The sequence below is a fragment of the Henriciella marina genome (genome assembly GCF_027213945.1).
GTDB classification, from domain to species: Bacteria; Pseudomonadota; Alphaproteobacteria; order Caulobacterales; family Hyphomonadaceae; genus Henriciella; species Henriciella marina_A.
Genome location: NZ_JAPWGW010000003.1, coordinates 70,339 through 85,786 on the forward strand (window position 1 = coordinate 70,339; position 15,448 = coordinate 85,786).

A 15,448-nucleotide genomic window follows, 5' to 3' on the forward strand; every position below is an offset into this window, starting at 1 on the left:
AAAGACTGTCCTCTCACCTCGCCCGCCCCCAAAGGCGGGCCGCAAGCACTGGCCTTTCCGGAACCTCCGCCATCGCGCGCGCATTGCAGTCATTGAAGAACGCAAAGGATACGCACGAATGGTTGACCTGCCACAGAAGAACCAGCCCCTCATCGCCGCCGCCGCCCTGCTGGGCACCGGCATCCTCCTAAAAACCTGGAAACCGACGCCGCTCGACCTGCCAAGCCCGAAGAAAAAGCGCCCCCACCTCGACCGGGGTGTGAGCCGCAAGGTCCGCAAGGCGCGCGATGGTTTCGCGAAGTTCGCCCTGCCGTCCAACATGCTGAATTCATTGGGGACTTCTCTTATCACCGTTGGCGGTGGCCTTGCCCTGCTCCGGCTCGTCGATGAGGTTGTCGATGACAATGAGCGCCTGTTCTAGGCAGGTTTTGCGCGGGGGGCCGAGAACCGTTTCGGTGCCCGCGCGTTTGGCTCTCATCTTTTACCGTCTAAGGGCACTGAAACGATGAAACTCAACAAATCCCTGATCGCGCTCGGCCTTCTCCTAGGCTCCATTTCGCTCTCCGGCTGCGTCGCGGCGGCTGTGGGCGCTGCCTATGTGGTGGGCGAGGAACTCAACGAGAATGACGGTGATTTCGATCCGCTGGATGAGATTGTCGACGGCTAGAAATGAGACTGGCCGCGAATTTGCGGCCAGCCTTCCCGATTTAGTACAGCTTGGCCTTTCGTTACCCCCCTGATCCCGGCTAGATACTTGCATGGCAGCAAGCTGCCGCGATCTGGAGGGCAAAGGTAGAAATGTTCGAGCTTGTTGCCCTTCATGAGTGCGATCCGAAACGCGTCGCGCGTTTCATGACGCTCAATCGCGAACGGTTTCGCCCTTATGCGCCAACGCGCAGCGAGCACTATTATACAAACTCGCACTGGCGTGCGGCCTGCAAGCGTTCGAAGATCGAGTGGAAAGAGGGCCGCGCTTATCGCTTTGTGATCATTCACAAAAATGAAGAGGTGATCGGCAAGATTGACCTGGATCACATTCGCCGGGGGCCATTCTCCACGGGCGATTTCGGCTATCTCCTCGACCGGCGCCATGAAGGCCAGTCGATTATGCGCCGGGCGATGGAAGAGGTCCTCTCCATGGTCTTCACTGACTTCAAGCTGAACCGCGTCCAGGCGGCAATCATGCCCCAGAACACGCGCTCCAGCGGCCTCGTAAAACGTCTTGGCTTTCGCGAAATCGGCCTCGCAGAACGCTATCTGAAGCTTGACGGCGAGTGGCGCGATCATCTCCTCTTCGAACTCGTCGCCCGCAAACCTGCCGCAGCATCGGTTGAGACAAAAGCTCCTGAGAAAGAAGCAGAAAAACCGGTCGCGCCGCAGGCTGATGGCGAGCCGGTGGATGCAGAAATCGTGAAGGACACGACGGCCGAGGATGCCCCGCAGGAAGAAACCAAGGAATCAAGCTGAACCGGCTGATTTCATGCGGGAAATTGCACACGCCATCTTAACGCTGCATATTGCAGGATTGGTGGCCCGCCCGGTCTCCTGAGGAAAATTCGGGCCGAAAAAGTTCGCAGACCGAGAGATATGGCTGAACAAGACAACCCAGAACGAGACGAACTACGCCTCTCCAATCCGGTGCCGATGGCATTTGAACGCTCGCCAGCGAGCGAGGTAGAGGCGCTGAACGCCGCCCGTGATGAAGGCAAGGTGTTTGTCTGGACGGCGATCGGTGCGGCCGTCCTCTGGTGGATCGCGGCCTTTGCTGGGGCCTACGCCTTTCTTGGCTCGTCCGGTCTTTCCCAGCTGCCGATTGTCCCGGCTCTTGCAGGCGCGGCGGCTCTCTTTCTCCCGGGGCTTCTTGTATTATTGGCGGGGTTTCTCGCGCGCTCGAATGCGCGGGCATCGGCCGCCAACTCCGTAGTCCTGGAAGCTGCTGCCCGCCTCATCGCGCCGATTGAAACGAGCGGCCGCGAGGCTCAGAATTTCGCTGGCCTCATGAAAACCTCCGCCGGGGAAGTCGACCGGGCCATGGCGCACGCGCTTTCATCCATGAAGGCGATGTCGGGCGAGATTTCCGAGGAGAGGACACGCCTCGAAACAGTGTCTCAAGAAACGGCGAAACAGGCCAAAGGCCTCGCCGAACGCCTCAACGCGGAACGCTCGGCGCTTCAACTGCTGGCCGAGCAGATCGAAAGCCAGAGCAAGCTTATGAGCGAAGCAATTCCTCGCCAGGCTGAGCACATGCGCGCGTCGGCCAAGCAGGCGGCAGAGGATATTGCAGAAGCAGACGCGGGCCTCGAGTCCCGACTTAACGAGCTGCGCGAGGCAGGCGCCACGCTGTCTGACCGTGTTTCCGCTCTCGATGAGATGGCTGTCGCCGCTACTAAACGCAGCGAGTCCCTGATTTTTGCCGTCTCGCGAATGGAAGAAAAGCTCGAACAGTCCCGCCGGATGGTCGATCAGGCGCTGCGGGCGAGTGAGATGGTCGCGGCCAGCGCTTCCACCACAGGTGACCGCATTACCGAAGCTGTTTCCGCTGCAATGGACAATGCCAAGTCGGCTTCCCGCGATATCCAGATGGAAGCGCGCGAAGCTGCTGAAAAAGCCGCCGAGTCGCTCGCCGCTCTGAAACGCGCGGGCGAAGAAGCTGCAGCCGCTGTTCGGGAAGCCCGAAAGGATGCCGACGAACTCGCTCGCCTTCAGGTCTCGTTCGAAAAGCCGAGCCGTGAGGCGCAGGTGACAGAAGCCCCAGAGAGTTTCACCGATCCATATTCCGATGACGACGACGTTTTCGAGACTGACAGGCCTTCCAAATCTGCATCTACCACTTCGCGGAACGAAAGCGACAGCGACCTGTTCGGCGCGGCTGAAAGCCCGACTTCACTGCCTGAAACGGGCGACGGAGAAGAAACGTCAGACACCGCTGACGAACCAATCGACGAAGAATCTTCTGTCGCTCGCAGACGGTGGAAGGACCGGATACCACCCTACCTGAAGCCGGTCGCCGGCACCGAGGCGCGCGCGTCAGACGATGAGACCGCGGACGACAAGACTGAACCCTTCGCGCCAGTTTCCGCGATTGAACGCCGTGAAGACCGCAACGAACCGTCCGACGCCGGGCGCCGTGAACGATGGAGCAGCATCCTTGCTGACGTAGCGCGCGATGAGCGACCGCATCTGCCGCGTGAGGAAAATGCGGAAGAAATGATCCACCGGCTGATGGAGTCAGGCATTCGCCTTACCGATACCTTCCGTCCGCGTGACAAGAAAAAGATCGCGGCAGCTGCACGGAAAGGCGAAGGGGTTCGCCGAAAGTCAGTTGTCGATGCCGCTTCTCGTCAGGTTCAACGCGTCCAGAAGCGTCTCGATAGTGACAGCGACCTGATGATGATGGCCCGTGAGTTCCTCGCAGTGGAGGAAGCCGATGCGCTTAGCGCCTTGGACAAGACGAGCCACTCATCACGCAATGCAAGCGCCCGGCTCTCAGCCTTCCTTCTGATCGATGCTGCCCTAGGTTAGCCGTCATGGCTGTCCGCGCTCCCAAAAATCATGCTGGCCGTTTTCAGGACGCCCAGTCAAAGTCCTCCCTGGAACACGAGATCGCATCTGAGCAGGCCAGCGCCCTTGGCCGATCAGGCAGGCAGGTGGCTATGAGGCTGAAAGCCTACCGCGAAGCGTCGGCATCTGGCGAAGACCACCAAGAAGACCTCCATCAGGCTGTCGAAGCAGTCTATAGTTTCCTGATACAGCGGGAACTTCTAGGTCTTCGAGATCGCAGTGCGATTATCCGCGACTATGATATACCGCGTGAGATTCTCGCTCGCCTCGGCACGTCCGGCAAGCGCCATTGACTGGCGGCAAGCGGATCGCGAAACGCTGTCAGCGTGGAACGAATTGAGAGACGATAGAATGTATTCCTGCGTGCGCACACTTCTGGGCGTGGTCGTTCTCGCTCTGTTGGTCTTGCTTCCCGTTGCGGAGGCGCAACAGACATCAAGCGAGCGCGCGCTTGAAGATATCAGCGAGATCGAAACGCGTCTCGAGGCAATCAATTCCAGACTTGCCGAACTGGCGAGCGATTTCGAGAGCAGTGAAGAGCCAGATGAGCTTGGCGAGCACTTCACCGAAATTTCTGGCCTCAGGGATAGTCTGTCCACGTTGGAAGCGCAGGCGATCGACATTCGGCTGGGGTCACAGGAAGCACTGGATTCGGTTGCCGACCTCATACCGGGCGAGACTGAAGAGGGTGTGGCGGATGCTGCGGGAAGTGCTGCCAATGGCGGTTTTGGCGACAGTTCTCAGACAGCCGCAGCCAGACTGGCAGAAAGTGATCTCTCGGGCGTGACTGCTCCTTTCCGCGAGATCAATTCGCGGGCCAGCATCGCTGCAGCCAATGCAAGATTGGCTGACATTGATGCACGGCGCCTGATGGAGAATATCTCTCAGAGCCGGGAGAGCGTTTTTGTTTCCTCCATTCTGGAGCGCGGCGCCTCGCCTGTTTCACCCGACGTCTGGATGGAAGCGATTGAGCGGACAGACGATGTGTGGAGAGAACTCGGCGCTGAAATCACCGGCTGGCGAGAGCGACAGATTGAACGAGGGACACCCTATCCACTCACCATACTGGTCGGCCTCAGCCTGGTGCTCTTCAGCGGTCTGTTCTGGCTTTATCGCCTGTTCTACAAATGGGAGCTTCGCAAGAACACAGAAGTGCGACCCAGCCGTCAGACGGTCGCGTATGTCGCGATGGGCAGCTTTCTGGCCCGATTTGCCACTGCCGGCGCTGTCGTCCTTATAATTGCCGGCGGCGCCTACCTTCTAGGCATGAACCTCCTCGAAAGCAGTGCGGGACGCCGGGTCGCCTTCGTGACAGTTGCGGTCCTCTGCATGCGGGCACTGGTCTCATCCGTTATGGCCCCGCGAACAACGGCGTTCCGACTGATCGGGGTCGGCGACCAGGCCGCAAAGGCGATCAGCCTGTCTTTCGTTGTCCTCGTCATCGCCTTTGCGATTGAGTCGATCCTTACAGCCACTGGTGCACTGGCGTCGCCGGGCCAGGCCCTCATCGGGGTACGAACTTTCCTGCTGTCGGTCCTGACGGGTAGCTTGCTGATATGGCTGGCGGTGCGGATGCGTGCCCAAACTGAAAAGGGCAAGTCGACCCTTCGCATCGTGATCCGCTGGGTCGTGGTCGCAGTCGCCGTGACCATCATGCTCAGTTCGCTGCTCAGCTATCATGCTTTCGCACGCTATATCGTCGAGCGGCTGATCCTCGTCTCCATCGTTCTGCTCATTGCCATCCTGGTGCGCGAATATTTCCGCGCGGCGGCCCTCAAATTCCTGTCTGGTGTGGTCGAGGAACGCCGCTATCAGTCGGCGCGCGAAGATGATGATGACGAACCGACAGAGATGACTTCCGAGTTCTGGATCAGGCTGAGTGTCGACACGATTGTCGTGCTGCTGCTGCCTCCATTCCTGCTACTGGCGCTCGGGCTCCCAGCAACTGAACTCTGGAATGAAATCCGGTGGCTGCTCGCTGGCTTCGAAGTTGGCGGTCAGCGCATCTCTCTCGGCAGCATCCTGTCTGCAATCATGACCGTGATCGCAATCATGGTGGCGACACGGCTCATCCAGCGCACACTGGAACGACAGATCCTGCCGAAGTCGCAGATCAGCAGTGGTGCCGCAAATTCTCTGGTGACGCTGCTTGGCTATGCAGGCGTCATTATCGCCTTCGTTTCTGCGATCGGCGTCATCGGCTTCGACCTGTCCAGCCTGGCTATTATCGCCGGTGCCCTGTCGGTGGGTATCGGTTTCGGCCTGCAGAGCATTGTCAGCAATTTCGTGGCAGGCCTCATCCTGCTGTTTGAGCGGCCCTTCAAGATTGGGGACTGGATTGTTACGCCTTCCGGAGAAGGCACGGTTCAGAAGATCAATGTCCGCGCCACCGAGGTGCTCACCTTCGATCGCCGGTCGATCATTGTTCCGAACGCCGAGCTGGTGAGCAATTCATTCGGCAACTGGACCCATAAGAGTGCCGTCATGCGGGTCGCAGTGAATGTCGGCGTCAAGTATGGCACCGATACGCGCAAGGTCGAAAAGGCAATGCTGGAGGTTGCGGAGAATATTCAATACGTCCTCAAGGATCCGCCGCCATACGTGGTTATGAAGGGCTTTGGCGACAGCTCACTCGATTTCGAACTCCGCGCCTATATCATCGCCGACAATGTCGTCATCGCCCCGTCGGAAATACGTCATGAGCTGGCAAGCGTCTTCGAACGTGAAGATATCACCATTCCATTCCCCCAGCGCGACATCCATTTTGACTGGCCGGACGCACCAAGGGCGATGCAGGGCGAAAACGCCGATGAAGATGATGATGACGCATCGAAGGAGCGGCCATCACGCCGCAACAGGGCGCGCGCAGCCGACGAAAAGGATGAGACCGAGTAGGTCGGCAGAGGTCGCTAGACCATCCGTTCCTTGGTCGAGGTAAATTGGAGGTCAGGGTTCTTTTCCTGCACATAGCCGACATCCCAGCTATTCTTGCCAAGAAAGACCGGGGCGCCGTCGAGATCCGTGCCGACGCTGCCGCGGTTCTTTTCAATGAAGGCTTCCAGCTTGGCGGGGTCGTCTGACGAGACCCAGCGGGCGACATTGTAGGCGGCCTGCTCGAAGACAACTTCGAGATTGTATTCGGCAGCCACACGCTCTGCCATCACGTCGATCTGAAGCGAGCCGACAGCGCCGACGATCATGTCGGAGCCAAGAACCGGGGTGAACAGCTGTGTCACGCCTTCTTCAGCCAGACTCTCAAGCGCCTTGCGCAAGTGCTTGCTTTTCATCGGATCCTTGGGCCGCGCACGGCGCAGGATTTCAGGCGCGAAGTTCGGAATGCCCTGGAACTTGATCTCGCCGCTTTCCGACAGGCTGTCGCCGACACGAAGCTGGCCATGGTTCGGCACGCCGATGACATCGCCTGCATAGGCGGTCTCTGCGATCTCCCGGTCCTGCGCCAGGAACATGAGCGGGGCGTGGATATTGATCTGTTTGTTCGAGGTCGTCTTGAGGCGCATGCCGCGCTTGAACTCACCTGAACAGAGGCGAAGGAAGGCGACGCGGTCGCGGTGGTTGGGGTCCATGTTCGCCTGAATCTTGAAGACGAAACCGGACACGTACTTGTCGGAGCGCTCCACCGTGATCGACTGGTCCTTCTTTTCGGCTTTCTGGGCGCGCGGACCTGGGGCAAATTCGGCAAGCGTGGACAGAAGCTCATTCACGCCGAAATGGCGAAGGGCCGATCCGAAGACGACCGGTGTCATATGGCCTTCTTCGTAGGCTTTGACGTCAAAGTCCGGCAGCGCCTCGGAGGCGAGTTCTGCGCCCTCTTCCAACTCTTCCATGACCATGGTGTCGAGCGTCCCGCGCGCTTCCTGCATGCCGATGCGCGTTGACGGGCCGACATCATCGCTCTGGTCAGCCGTCTTCTTGCGGAAGGAGACGAAATCGCCCTTGCGAAGGTCCTGCATGCCGGCAAAGCGCTGGCCCGATGCGGCTGGCCAGTAGAGCGGCGAGGTGTCGAGCTGCAGCTTGTCCTGGATCTCGTCGAGCAGTTCTAGCGGGTCGAGGGCCTCACGGTCCATCTTGTTGATGAACGTGATGATCGGGATGTCGCGCATGCGGCAGACTTCGAACAGTTTCAGCGTCTGCGGCTCGATGCCCTTGGCAGCGTCCAGAACCATGACAGCGGAGTCGGCCGCCGTCAGCGTGCGATAGGTGTCTTCGGAGAAGTCTTCGTGGCCCGGCGTATCGAGCAGGTTGAACATGAGGTTGTCATGCTCGAACGTCATCACGGAGGCCGACACCGAGATACCGCGGTCGCGCTCGATCTTCATCCAGTCAGAGCTGGTGCGACGGCGCTCACCGCGCGCGGCGACCTGTCCAGCGAGGCGAATAGCGCCGCCAGCGAGAAGCAGGTTCTCGGTCAGCGTCGTCTTACCGGCGTCCGGGTGCGAAATGATGGCGAATGTCCGCCTGCGGGCGGCTTCTTCTGCGGGGGTCAAGCTCATGGCCCGCCGGATAAAAGGGAATGGCCAGCTTGTCGAGATGGCGCGGCCAGCCATCTACTGCGCCGCTCAAGGCAATTTGACCGCACGCGCATTGCCTAATCGCGCCGGACGCGGCTAGGGTCGGCGCATTCAAACATATGAGGGAATTGAGGGCATGTCAGACCAGACCGCCACCAGCGATCAGAAAGGCTTTCTCGGCTGGGTCGAGAAAACGGGCAACAAATTGCCCGACCCGGTCTTCATCTTCTTCTATCTGATCATCGCGCTGATGATCGTCTCGCAGATCTGTGCGTGGCTCGGCGTTTCTGCGTTTCACCCGAGCCTGACCAATCCCGACGGCACCCCGCAGCTGGAAGAGGCGGCTAGCCTGTTCTCAGCGGAGAATATTCAGCGGCTATGGGTCGAGATGCCGACCACGTTCACGCACTTTCATCCGCTCGGCTATGTGCTTGTCGTGATGCTTGGCGCAGGCGTGGCAGAACGGTCTGGCCTCTTTGGTAGCGCAATCCGGGGCGCGGTGCGCAATGCGCCGAAAGCCATGCTGACCCCGCTGGTCGCGCTGATCGCCATGCTATCGAACCACGCCGCTGACGCTGGTTACGTCGTCATGATCCCGCTGGCGGCGATCATCTTCGCGTCTGCAGGGCGTCATCCACTTGCAGGTATCGCAGCCGCCTTTGCGGGCGTATCAGGCGGTTTCTCCGCGAACATTACGCCGGGCCAGCTCGATGCGCTTCTCTTCGGCATTACCGAAAGCGCCTATGAGGCCAGCAATATCGATGGCGGATGGAGCGTGAACTTCGCCGGTAACTGGTACTTTATCGGCGTGCTTCTGTTCATCTACCTACCTGTCATCTGGCTGGTCACGGACAAGATTATTGAGCCTCGTCTCGGTAAATGGAAGCCTGACGCCGAGAGCGACATGCAAGCTTATAGCGATGAAGACCGCCCGCTTACCGAGGGCGAAAAGAAGGGCCTCGGCCGTGCAGGCCTTGCCATTCTGGGTGTGGTGCTTCTCTGGGTATTCATGACGATCGGGCCGGGCACGCCGCTTCTGGCAGACGGCCCGGGCAATGAAGATGCCGCTTGGTATGTTCAGGCAGGACCGCTTTTCCGATCGCTGGTTGCGGCTTTCCTGATCCTGTTCCTGGCCGCAGGCTGGGCGTACGGCTCATCAGCCGGAACGATCAAGAACCACCGCGACCTCGTCAACATGATGGCGGGCGGCATGAAGGATATGGGCTATTACCTCGTCCTCGCCTTCGCAGCCGCACACTTCGTGGCAATGTTCGGCTGGTCGAACCTCGGCCTGATCTCGGCGGTGCATGGTGCAGACGCGATCAATAATAGCGGCCTGCCGCTCCCGGCAGTGCTGGGCTTGATCGTGCTCTTCTCTGCCGCGCTGAACCTGTTCGTCGGCTCTGCCAGCGCGAAGTGGGCACTGCTCGCACCTGTGTTGGTGCCGATGCTGATGCTGGTCGGGATCAGCCCGGACGGTGCAACGGCGGCCTACCGGGTTGGCGATGGGGCAACGAACATCATCACGCCGCTCATGGTCTACTTCCCGCTGATCCTTGTCTTCGCCCAGCGCTGGCAGAAGAATTTCGGCCTCGGCAGTCTGACGGCGATGATGATCCCGTACTCGATCTGGATGCTCATCACGGGCGTGATCCTCATGATGTTCTGGCTCTTCGTTGGCTTCCCGCTCGGGCCGGGCGCGCCTGCGCAAATCCCGATCCCGGGGACAATCAACTAGACAGCCTGACAGTTCAAAACAGAAGCGCCGCCGGTCTCATCAACTGGCGGCGCTTTTCTTTTGGACGGAAGGTCTGGCGTCAGACGCCGTGGATTTCGCCTGCGGCGGCTTCGGCCTTGATCCATTTGATGAAGGCGCGGACGTCGTCGGACTGGTGACGGCCTTTGGGCCAGACGATCCAGTAGCCAAAATCGATACTGGTCGAACCATCCGCGAAAGGCGCGACGAGACGGCCTGCCGCCATATCGGACGACGCGATGGCACGCTTGGCAAGGACGACGCCGCGCCCGGAGGCTGCGGCCTCAATCGCCATGGAGGACTGGTTGAAGCGCGGGCCCCGCTGGCCATTCACCTGATCAGCGATGCCGCGCGCCGCGAGCCAGCTTGTCCAGTCCGGGCAGGATGGGTCTTGCTCGGTGCTCTCATCATGGATGAGTGTGTGCTTGGCGAGGTCTTCAGGCTTCTTGATCGCGTCAGAGCCTTCCAAGAGACGCGGCGAGCAGACCGGCAGCACGGTCTCATCCATCAGCTTCTCTGATTTGAGGCCATCATAGCTGCCCTGCCCATAGCGGATCGCGAAGTCTGCGTCGGCCGTGGTGAAGTCGGTGATCGACATGTCTGCCGAGATCCAGGCCTCAATGCCCGGATTGGAGATGTGAAACCGGTCGAGGCGCGGGGCCAGCCATTTGGCGGCAAAGCTCGGCGCGCAGGAGACCATGACCCGGCCCTTGCGTGCAGGCTGCTGCATGATCCGACCAGCTTCGGTGATGCGGGAGAAAGCTTCGCGCACCAGCGGCAGGCTCGCCTGCGCGGCATCGGTCAGCAGAACGCTGCGCCCGGTGCGCTTGAATAGAGGTGTACCGGCATATTCCTCCAGCTGGCGGATATGCTGGGAAATGGCGCCCGGCGTAACGTTTAGCTCCTCAGCCGCCTTGCTGAATGACAGACGGCGGGCAGCCGCTTCAAAGGCGCGCAACGCATTTAGCGGGGGCAGACGGTCATTCGGATCGGCCATGGAAATCCTCGCATAGTTTATCTAAACGATGGGATCAGGGGTCTACGCTTGCCGGAGGCGGGTCACAAGCCTCATTTTCCGGTAAGTCCCAGTAACGCCCGGCAATGCGAGTCCAGATGCAACTCTTCCCAGCCTTCTTCCAGATGGATGGCGCCCAGATCGTCATTTTCGGCGATGGCGTGAATGCGGAGCGCAAGGCGCGCCTCGTCGCCAAGACACCAGCACGTATCGCGCTGGTGACCCGTCACCTGCCTGACTGGGCCAAGTCGGTTGAGCAGATCGACCACGTCGAGCCGGAACAAGCCAGCCACGCTCTGGACACGTCACGCTTCGCTATCATCGCCTGTGACGAAGAGACGGAGCTGCAATGGGCCTATGAGCTTGTCCGCGCTTTTGGCGTGCCGGTGAACGTGGTCGACCGCAAGGAGCTTTGCGACTTCACCGTGCCGAGCATTCTAGACCGCGGCCAGGTCGTTGCAGCGTTCGCCACTGGCGGCGCGGCACCAGTCATCGCCAAGGATGTGCGCGCAAAGCTGGAGACGCTGCTGCCTGAGCGGATTGGCATACTCGCCGAGCTGGCAGAGCGCTGGCGCCCGGCTGTGAAGGACGCGATCAGTTCTGAGACGTCCCGCCGTCACTTCTGGGAGCATGTCTTGCGCGGGCCTGTGGCAGAAGCGGTGTACGCCGGTGATGATCAGCGCGCCGAGAAGCTGATGGACATCGCGCTCCTTCGCTTTTCTCATGAGGCAAGCTCGAACGATCCCGGACCCGTCCATATTGTTGGCGCAGGCCCCGGCGACCCGGAGCTTCTCACGCTTAAAGCCTTCCGTCTGATCCAGCAGGCCGACATCGTGTTTCACGACAAGCTCGTTTCGGATGAGATCATGGACATGGTTCGCCGCGACGCTGAACGTGTCCCCGTCGGCAAGTCCAAGGGCGAGCATCTTGTGCCGCAGGACGGCATTCACGAGCTGATGATTGCAGCAGCCCGCGAAGGCAAACGCGTCGTACGCCTAAAGGGCGGCGACCCTTTCATCTTCGGGCGCGGCGGCGAGGAAGTCGAAGCACTCCGAGAAGCCGGCATCGAAGCGACGGTCGTACCGGGTATCTCCTCAGCGCTTGGGTGCGCAGCGAATGCGAACCTGCCACTGACCCACCGCGACCATGCCCAGACGCTGACCTTCGTGACGGGCCATGCCCGCAAGGGCGGCGTGCCGGACCTCGACTGGCAGGGTCTGGCCAAGCCAAACCAGACCGTCGTCGTCTTCATGGGCGTTGGCACATCGACCGTCATCTCGGAAAAGTTGCAGGAAGCTGGCCTTTCGGGTGACACCCCCGTGGCGGTCATCGAGAATGGCACGCGTGCAAACGAGACACGCGGCTTTGGCTCTCTTGAGGCCCTGCCCCGGATCATAGAAACACATGGCATCAAGGGCCCGGCACTGCTGATTATCGGCGAGGTTGCCGGTCTTCCCGCCGAGGCCCAGAACAAATTCATAGCGGAGGCGCTGGCATGACTTCGGTCCGCCCAAAACTGAAACCCGACCAGCCCAAGGCGGTGACCGCCTGGGACACGCTGACAGGCAAAGTCGTCTGGATGGCGGGCGATGGCAGCTGGTCCGACGACCCGCAGCGCATCGGCGTCTTCATCGGCGATGAGGCCGAGGCCCGCCTGAAAGATGCAGAAGCACAGGAAGGCACGGTCACTGACCCGTATTTCATGCAGGTCACTGAAACGGGCGCCGTCGATGGCCGCGAAACGCTGCGCGAAAATATTCGTGCGAACGGCCCGACAGTGCACCCTGAGTTTCAGAAAGCGCCGAAATGATCCGCATCTATGGTGACAGCATTTCTGGCAATTGCCTGAAAGTGAAATGGGTCGCGGAGCGCCTCGGCATCGACCATGAATGGGTCGAGATCAACATCATGAAAGGCGAGACCCGCACGGATACTTTCCTTGCGATCAACCCGTTCGGTCAGGTGCCTGTCATCGAGTTCGACAATGGCCGCGTGCTCGCCCAGTCCAACGCCATCATCTCCTATCTTGCCGATGGCAGCGAGCTTGTGCCGGAAGACGCTTTCGAGCGCGCCAAGGTTCTGGAGTGGATGTTCTGGGAACAGTATTCCCACGAGACGGCGATCGCGGTGCGCCGCTTCCAGAAGCACTATGAAAAGCGCAGCGACGAAGAGATCGACCCACACCTGATGGCAAAGGGCCGGCGCGCACTTGGCCGGATGGAACTTGCCCTGCTCGGCAATGACTGGATCGCTGGCGGAGAGGCGATGACGCTCGCCGATATCTCGCTGCTTGCCTATACCCGCCTCGCCCATGAAGGCGGGTTTGACGTGTCCGAGTTTCCGGCCGTTCACGGCTGGATTGCGCGCTGCGAGCGCGAGCTCGGCCTTCCCCATCTGCATGAGGTTACCGATGTACAGGTATGATGAATTCGACACCCGGATCGTAAAGGAACGGGTCGAGCAGTTTCGTGGACAGGTGGCCCGCCGCCTGTCTGGCGAACTGAAGGAAGATGAGTTCAAGCCGCTGCGGCTTCAGAACGGCGTCTATCTGCAGCTGCACGCCTATATGCTGCGGATCGCTATTCCATACGGCCAGCTCAATCCGCGCCAGATGCGCGCGCTGGCCGAGATCGCCCGCAAATATGACCGTGGCTATGGCCACTTCACGACGCGCCAGAACATCCAGTTCAACTGGGTGGCGCTGAAGGATATTCCCGATGTGCTGGCGGATCTGGCAGATGTCGAGATGCATGCCATCCAGACCTCGGGCAACTGCATCCGCAACGTCACGAGCGACCATTATGCCGGCGCGACGAAGGATGAAGTGATGGACCCGCGCCCATGGTGCGAGATCATCCGCCAATGGTCGACCTTCCACCCGGAATTCGCCTTCCTGCCGCGCAAATTCAAGATCGCCGTGACGGCGGCAGAACATGACCGCGCGGCGATCAAGGTGCACGATATCGGCCTCAACATGCGCCGCAAGGACGGCGAAGTTGGCTTTGAGGTCCATGTCGGCGGCGGCCAGGGGCGCACGCCGCATATTGCCGCCAAGGTCTCTGATTTCGTGCCGGAAAGCGAGCTGCTCGATTATCTGGAAGCCATCATGCGGGTCTATAACCGCTTTGGCCGCCGCGATAACAAGTACAAGGCGCGCATCAAGATCCTCGTCTCCGAGACGGGCGAAGAGGAATTCCGCAAGCTGGTCGAAGATGAGTTCGCGGCGCAGCGGACGGCTGAAAAGATCGCCCTGCCCCAGGAAGAGATCGACCGGATTCACGCCTATTTCGAGCCGCCAAAGCTGGCGGCGAAACCGGCAAATTCCGAAAGCTTCGAAAAGGCGAAGACCGCTGACGCAGGCTTCGCACGCTGGACGCGCGCGAATTTGCACCCGCACAAGGTGGATGGCTATACGACAGTGACCGTCAGCCTGAAGCCGATGGGCGTTGCCGCCGGTGACGCAACGGATGACCAGATGGATGTCATGGCGGACCTCGCCGAGAGTTATGGCCATGACGATATCCGCGTCAGCCATGCGCAGAACGTCGTCCTGCCGCATGTCGCCCTGGATGATGTCTATGAGCTTTATCGCAAGCTCGATGCAGCCGGTCTCGCCACGCCGAATGAAGGGCTCATCTCGGACATGATCGTCTGCCCGGGGCTTGATTACTGCAACCTCGCCAATGCACGCTCTATCCCGGTTGGCATGGCCATACAGGAAGCGTTCAGCGACCCGGACGACCAGGCCGATATCGGCAAGTTCCACATCAATATTTCCGGCTGCATCAATGCGTGTGGTCACCACCATGTCGGCCATGTCGGTATTCTCGGCGTCGACCGGAAAGGCGAGGAATACTACCAGATCACGTTGGGTGGGCGCGCCGATGAGAAAGCGGCGATTGGCCAGATGGCCGGGCCGGGGCTGAAAGCGGACGACGTGCCTGTCGCGCTGAAGCGCCTTGTCGATCGTTACCGCGAACTTCGCTCCAGCAAGGACGAAACCTTCATCGAAACGTTTGAGCGCGAAGGCATGGAGCCTTTCAAGGACGCCATCTACGCGGGCGCGTAGAGAGACGAGGACAACACTTACATGCCACTTATCAAGGACCGCCGCGAAGTCGACGATATCTGGGCCTATGTGCCTGATGAAGCCGACCTCTCCCCCGGTGGATGCATCACGGTTTCACTTGCCCGGTTTCGGAGTGAGACGGAGCTTCTTCTTGCGAGAAATACTGAAATCGGCGTGCGCTTGGAGCCCGCCGACGATCCGCACGAGCTCGAGGAATTTCTCGACCGACTGACGCTGATTGAGATCGATTTCCCCAAATATACCGATGGGCGCGGCTATTCGCAGGCGCAGCTCTTGCGCCGCCGTATGGGCTATGAAGGTGAGCTCCGCGCCGTCGGCCACGTCCTGCGAGATCAGATTCTCTATATGAACCGTTCAGGGTTCGATGCTTTTGAGACCGAGAGGGCCGAATTACCTTCCGTACTAGACGCGCTGGAAGAGTTTTCAGCGGTGTATCAGCCAGCAGCGGATGAGCGTGTACCCGTTTTCCGCCGCCGGCACGGAAAGGATTAAAGGCG

Annotated in this window: 14 protein-coding genes; 12 read left to right on the forward strand and 2 right to left on the reverse strand. The window is 60.1% G+C overall.

Annotated elements, in window-relative coordinates:
• Positions 1–118: 118 nt before the first annotated feature.
• The 6 genes from O4G74_RS09575 to O4G74_RS09600 all read left to right on the forward strand — a co-directional run bounded on the left by O4G74_RS09575 (position 119) and on the right by O4G74_RS09600 (position 6,456).
• On the forward strand, positions 119–421 hold the full coding sequence (locus O4G74_RS09575) for a hypothetical protein (protein WP_269402383.1): 303 nt from the start codon (positions 119–121) through the stop codon (positions 419–421).
• Between the two features lie 84 nt (positions 422–505).
• On the forward strand, positions 506–667 hold the full coding sequence (locus O4G74_RS09580) for a hypothetical protein (protein ID WP_269402384.1): 162 nt from the start codon (positions 506–508) through the stop codon (positions 665–667).
• Between the two features lie 131 nt (positions 668–798).
• Positions 799–1,467: a GNAT family N-acetyltransferase gene (locus O4G74_RS09585; RefSeq protein WP_269402385.1), complete on the forward strand. Its 669-nt coding sequence runs from the start codon at positions 799–801 to the stop codon at positions 1,465–1,467.
• A gap of 120 nt (positions 1,468–1,587) precedes the next feature.
• Complete coding sequence (locus O4G74_RS09590) at positions 1,588–3,522, forward strand: hypothetical protein (protein ID WP_269402386.1); 1,935 nt, start codon at positions 1,588–1,590, stop codon at positions 3,520–3,522.
• 5 nt (positions 3,523–3,527) lie between these two features.
• On the forward strand, positions 3,528–3,854 hold the full coding sequence (locus O4G74_RS09595; RefSeq protein WP_269402387.1) for a DUF6665 family protein: 327 nt from the start codon (positions 3,528–3,530) through the stop codon (positions 3,852–3,854).
• The gene (locus tag O4G74_RS09600) at positions 3,811–6,456 is read left to right on the forward strand and encodes a DUF3772 domain-containing protein (protein ID WP_269402388.1); all 2,646 of its coding nucleotides are present in this window, start codon (positions 3,811–3,813) and stop codon (positions 6,454–6,456) included. Before O4G74_RS09595 ends, O4G74_RS09600 begins: the two co-directional genes overlap by 44 nt.
• 14 nt (positions 6,457–6,470) lie before the next feature.
• Here O4G74_RS09600 and O4G74_RS09605 read toward each other — a convergent pair whose 3' ends face one another.
• On the reverse strand, positions 6,471–8,072 hold the full coding sequence (locus tag O4G74_RS09605) for a peptide chain release factor 3 (RefSeq protein WP_269402389.1): 1,602 nt from the start codon (positions 8,070–8,072) through the stop codon (positions 6,471–6,473).
• A 154-nt stretch (positions 8,073–8,226) separates the two neighbouring features.
• Between O4G74_RS09605 and O4G74_RS09610 the strand changes: the two genes are divergently transcribed.
• Positions 8,227–9,828, forward strand: a complete 1,602-nt coding sequence (locus O4G74_RS09610) for an AbgT family transporter (RefSeq protein WP_269402390.1) — start codon at positions 8,227–8,229, stop codon at positions 9,826–9,828.
• A 79-nt stretch (positions 9,829–9,907) separates the two neighbouring features.
• Here the strand turns inward: O4G74_RS09610 and gcvA are convergent, their stop codons facing one another.
• On the reverse strand, positions 9,908–10,843 hold the full coding sequence (gene gcvA / locus O4G74_RS09615) for a transcriptional regulator GcvA (RefSeq protein WP_269402391.1): 936 nt from the start codon (positions 10,841–10,843) through the stop codon (positions 9,908–9,910).
• Positions 10,844–10,959: 116 nt separating this feature from the next.
• On the opposite strand from gcvA, the gene cysG reads away from it, so the two are divergent.
• The 5 genes from cysG to O4G74_RS09640 are packed head-to-tail and all read left to right on the forward strand — an operon-like array spanning position 10,960 to position 15,443.
• The gene (gene cysG, locus O4G74_RS09620) at positions 10,960–12,360 is read left to right on the forward strand and encodes a siroheme synthase CysG (RefSeq protein WP_269402392.1); all 1,401 of its coding nucleotides are present in this window, start codon (positions 10,960–10,962) and stop codon (positions 12,358–12,360) included.
• Positions 12,357–12,671 (forward strand): DUF2849 domain-containing protein, encoded by a 315-nt coding sequence (locus O4G74_RS09625; protein WP_269402393.1) that lies wholly within the window; start codon positions 12,357–12,359, stop codon positions 12,669–12,671. The genes cysG and O4G74_RS09625 overlap by 4 nt, the downstream gene beginning before the upstream one ends.
• Positions 12,668–13,285, forward strand: coding sequence for a glutathione S-transferase family protein (locus O4G74_RS09630; RefSeq protein WP_269402394.1), 618 nt, complete (start codon positions 12,668–12,670; stop codon positions 13,283–13,285). Before O4G74_RS09625 ends, O4G74_RS09630 begins: the two co-directional genes overlap by 4 nt.
• Positions 13,272–14,930: a nitrite/sulfite reductase gene (locus tag O4G74_RS09635; RefSeq protein ID WP_269402395.1), complete on the forward strand. Its 1,659-nt coding sequence runs from the start codon at positions 13,272–13,274 to the stop codon at positions 14,928–14,930. Before O4G74_RS09630 ends, O4G74_RS09635 begins: the two co-directional genes overlap by 14 nt.
• A 21-nt stretch (positions 14,931–14,951) precedes the next feature.
• Positions 14,952–15,443: a DUF934 domain-containing protein gene (locus tag O4G74_RS09640; protein WP_269402396.1), complete on the forward strand. Its 492-nt coding sequence runs from the start codon at positions 14,952–14,954 to the stop codon at positions 15,441–15,443.
• Positions 15,444–15,448 lie beyond the last annotated feature (5 nt).

What these genes read in the sequence shown, in the direction of transcription:
- O4G74_RS09625 (WP_269402393.1), top strand. Translation starts at nt 12,357, where the DNA reads ATGACTTCGGTCCGCCCAAAACTGAAACCCGACCAGCCCAAGGCGGTG.
- O4G74_RS09575 (WP_269402383.1), top strand. Translation starts at nt 119, where the DNA reads ATGGTTGACCTGCCACAGAAGAACCAGCCCCTCATCGCCGCCGCCGCC.
- O4G74_RS09585 (WP_269402385.1), top strand. Translation starts at nt 799, where the DNA reads ATGTTCGAGCTTGTTGCCCTTCATGAGTGCGATCCGAAACGCGTCGCG.
- O4G74_RS09590 (WP_269402386.1), top strand. Translation starts at nt 1,588, where the DNA reads ATGGCTGAACAAGACAACCCAGAACGAGACGAACTACGCCTCTCCAAT.
- O4G74_RS09610 (WP_269402390.1), top strand. Translation starts at nt 8,227, where the DNA reads ATGTCAGACCAGACCGCCACCAGCGATCAGAAAGGCTTTCTCGGCTGG.
- gcvA (WP_269402391.1), bottom strand. Translation starts at nt 10,843, where the DNA reads ATGGCCGATCCGAATGACCGTCTGCCCCCGCTAAATGCGTTGCGCGCC.
- O4G74_RS09635 (WP_269402395.1), top strand. Translation starts at nt 13,272, where the DNA reads ATGTACAGGTATGATGAATTCGACACCCGGATCGTAAAGGAACGGGTC.
- O4G74_RS09640 (WP_269402396.1), top strand. Translation starts at nt 14,952, where the DNA reads ATGCCACTTATCAAGGACCGCCGCGAAGTCGACGATATCTGGGCCTAT.
- O4G74_RS09605 (WP_269402389.1), bottom strand. Translation starts at nt 8,072, where the DNA reads ATGAGCTTGACCCCCGCAGAAGAAGCCGCCCGCAGGCGGACATTCGCC.
- O4G74_RS09595 (WP_269402387.1), top strand. Translation starts at nt 3,528, where the DNA reads ATGGCTGTCCGCGCTCCCAAAAATCATGCTGGCCGTTTTCAGGACGCC.
- O4G74_RS09580 (WP_269402384.1), top strand. Translation starts at nt 506, where the DNA reads ATGAAACTCAACAAATCCCTGATCGCGCTCGGCCTTCTCCTAGGCTCC.
- cysG (WP_269402392.1), top strand. Translation starts at nt 10,960, where the DNA reads ATGCAACTCTTCCCAGCCTTCTTCCAGATGGATGGCGCCCAGATCGTC.
- O4G74_RS09630 (WP_269402394.1), top strand. Translation starts at nt 12,668, where the DNA reads ATGATCCGCATCTATGGTGACAGCATTTCTGGCAATTGCCTGAAAGTG.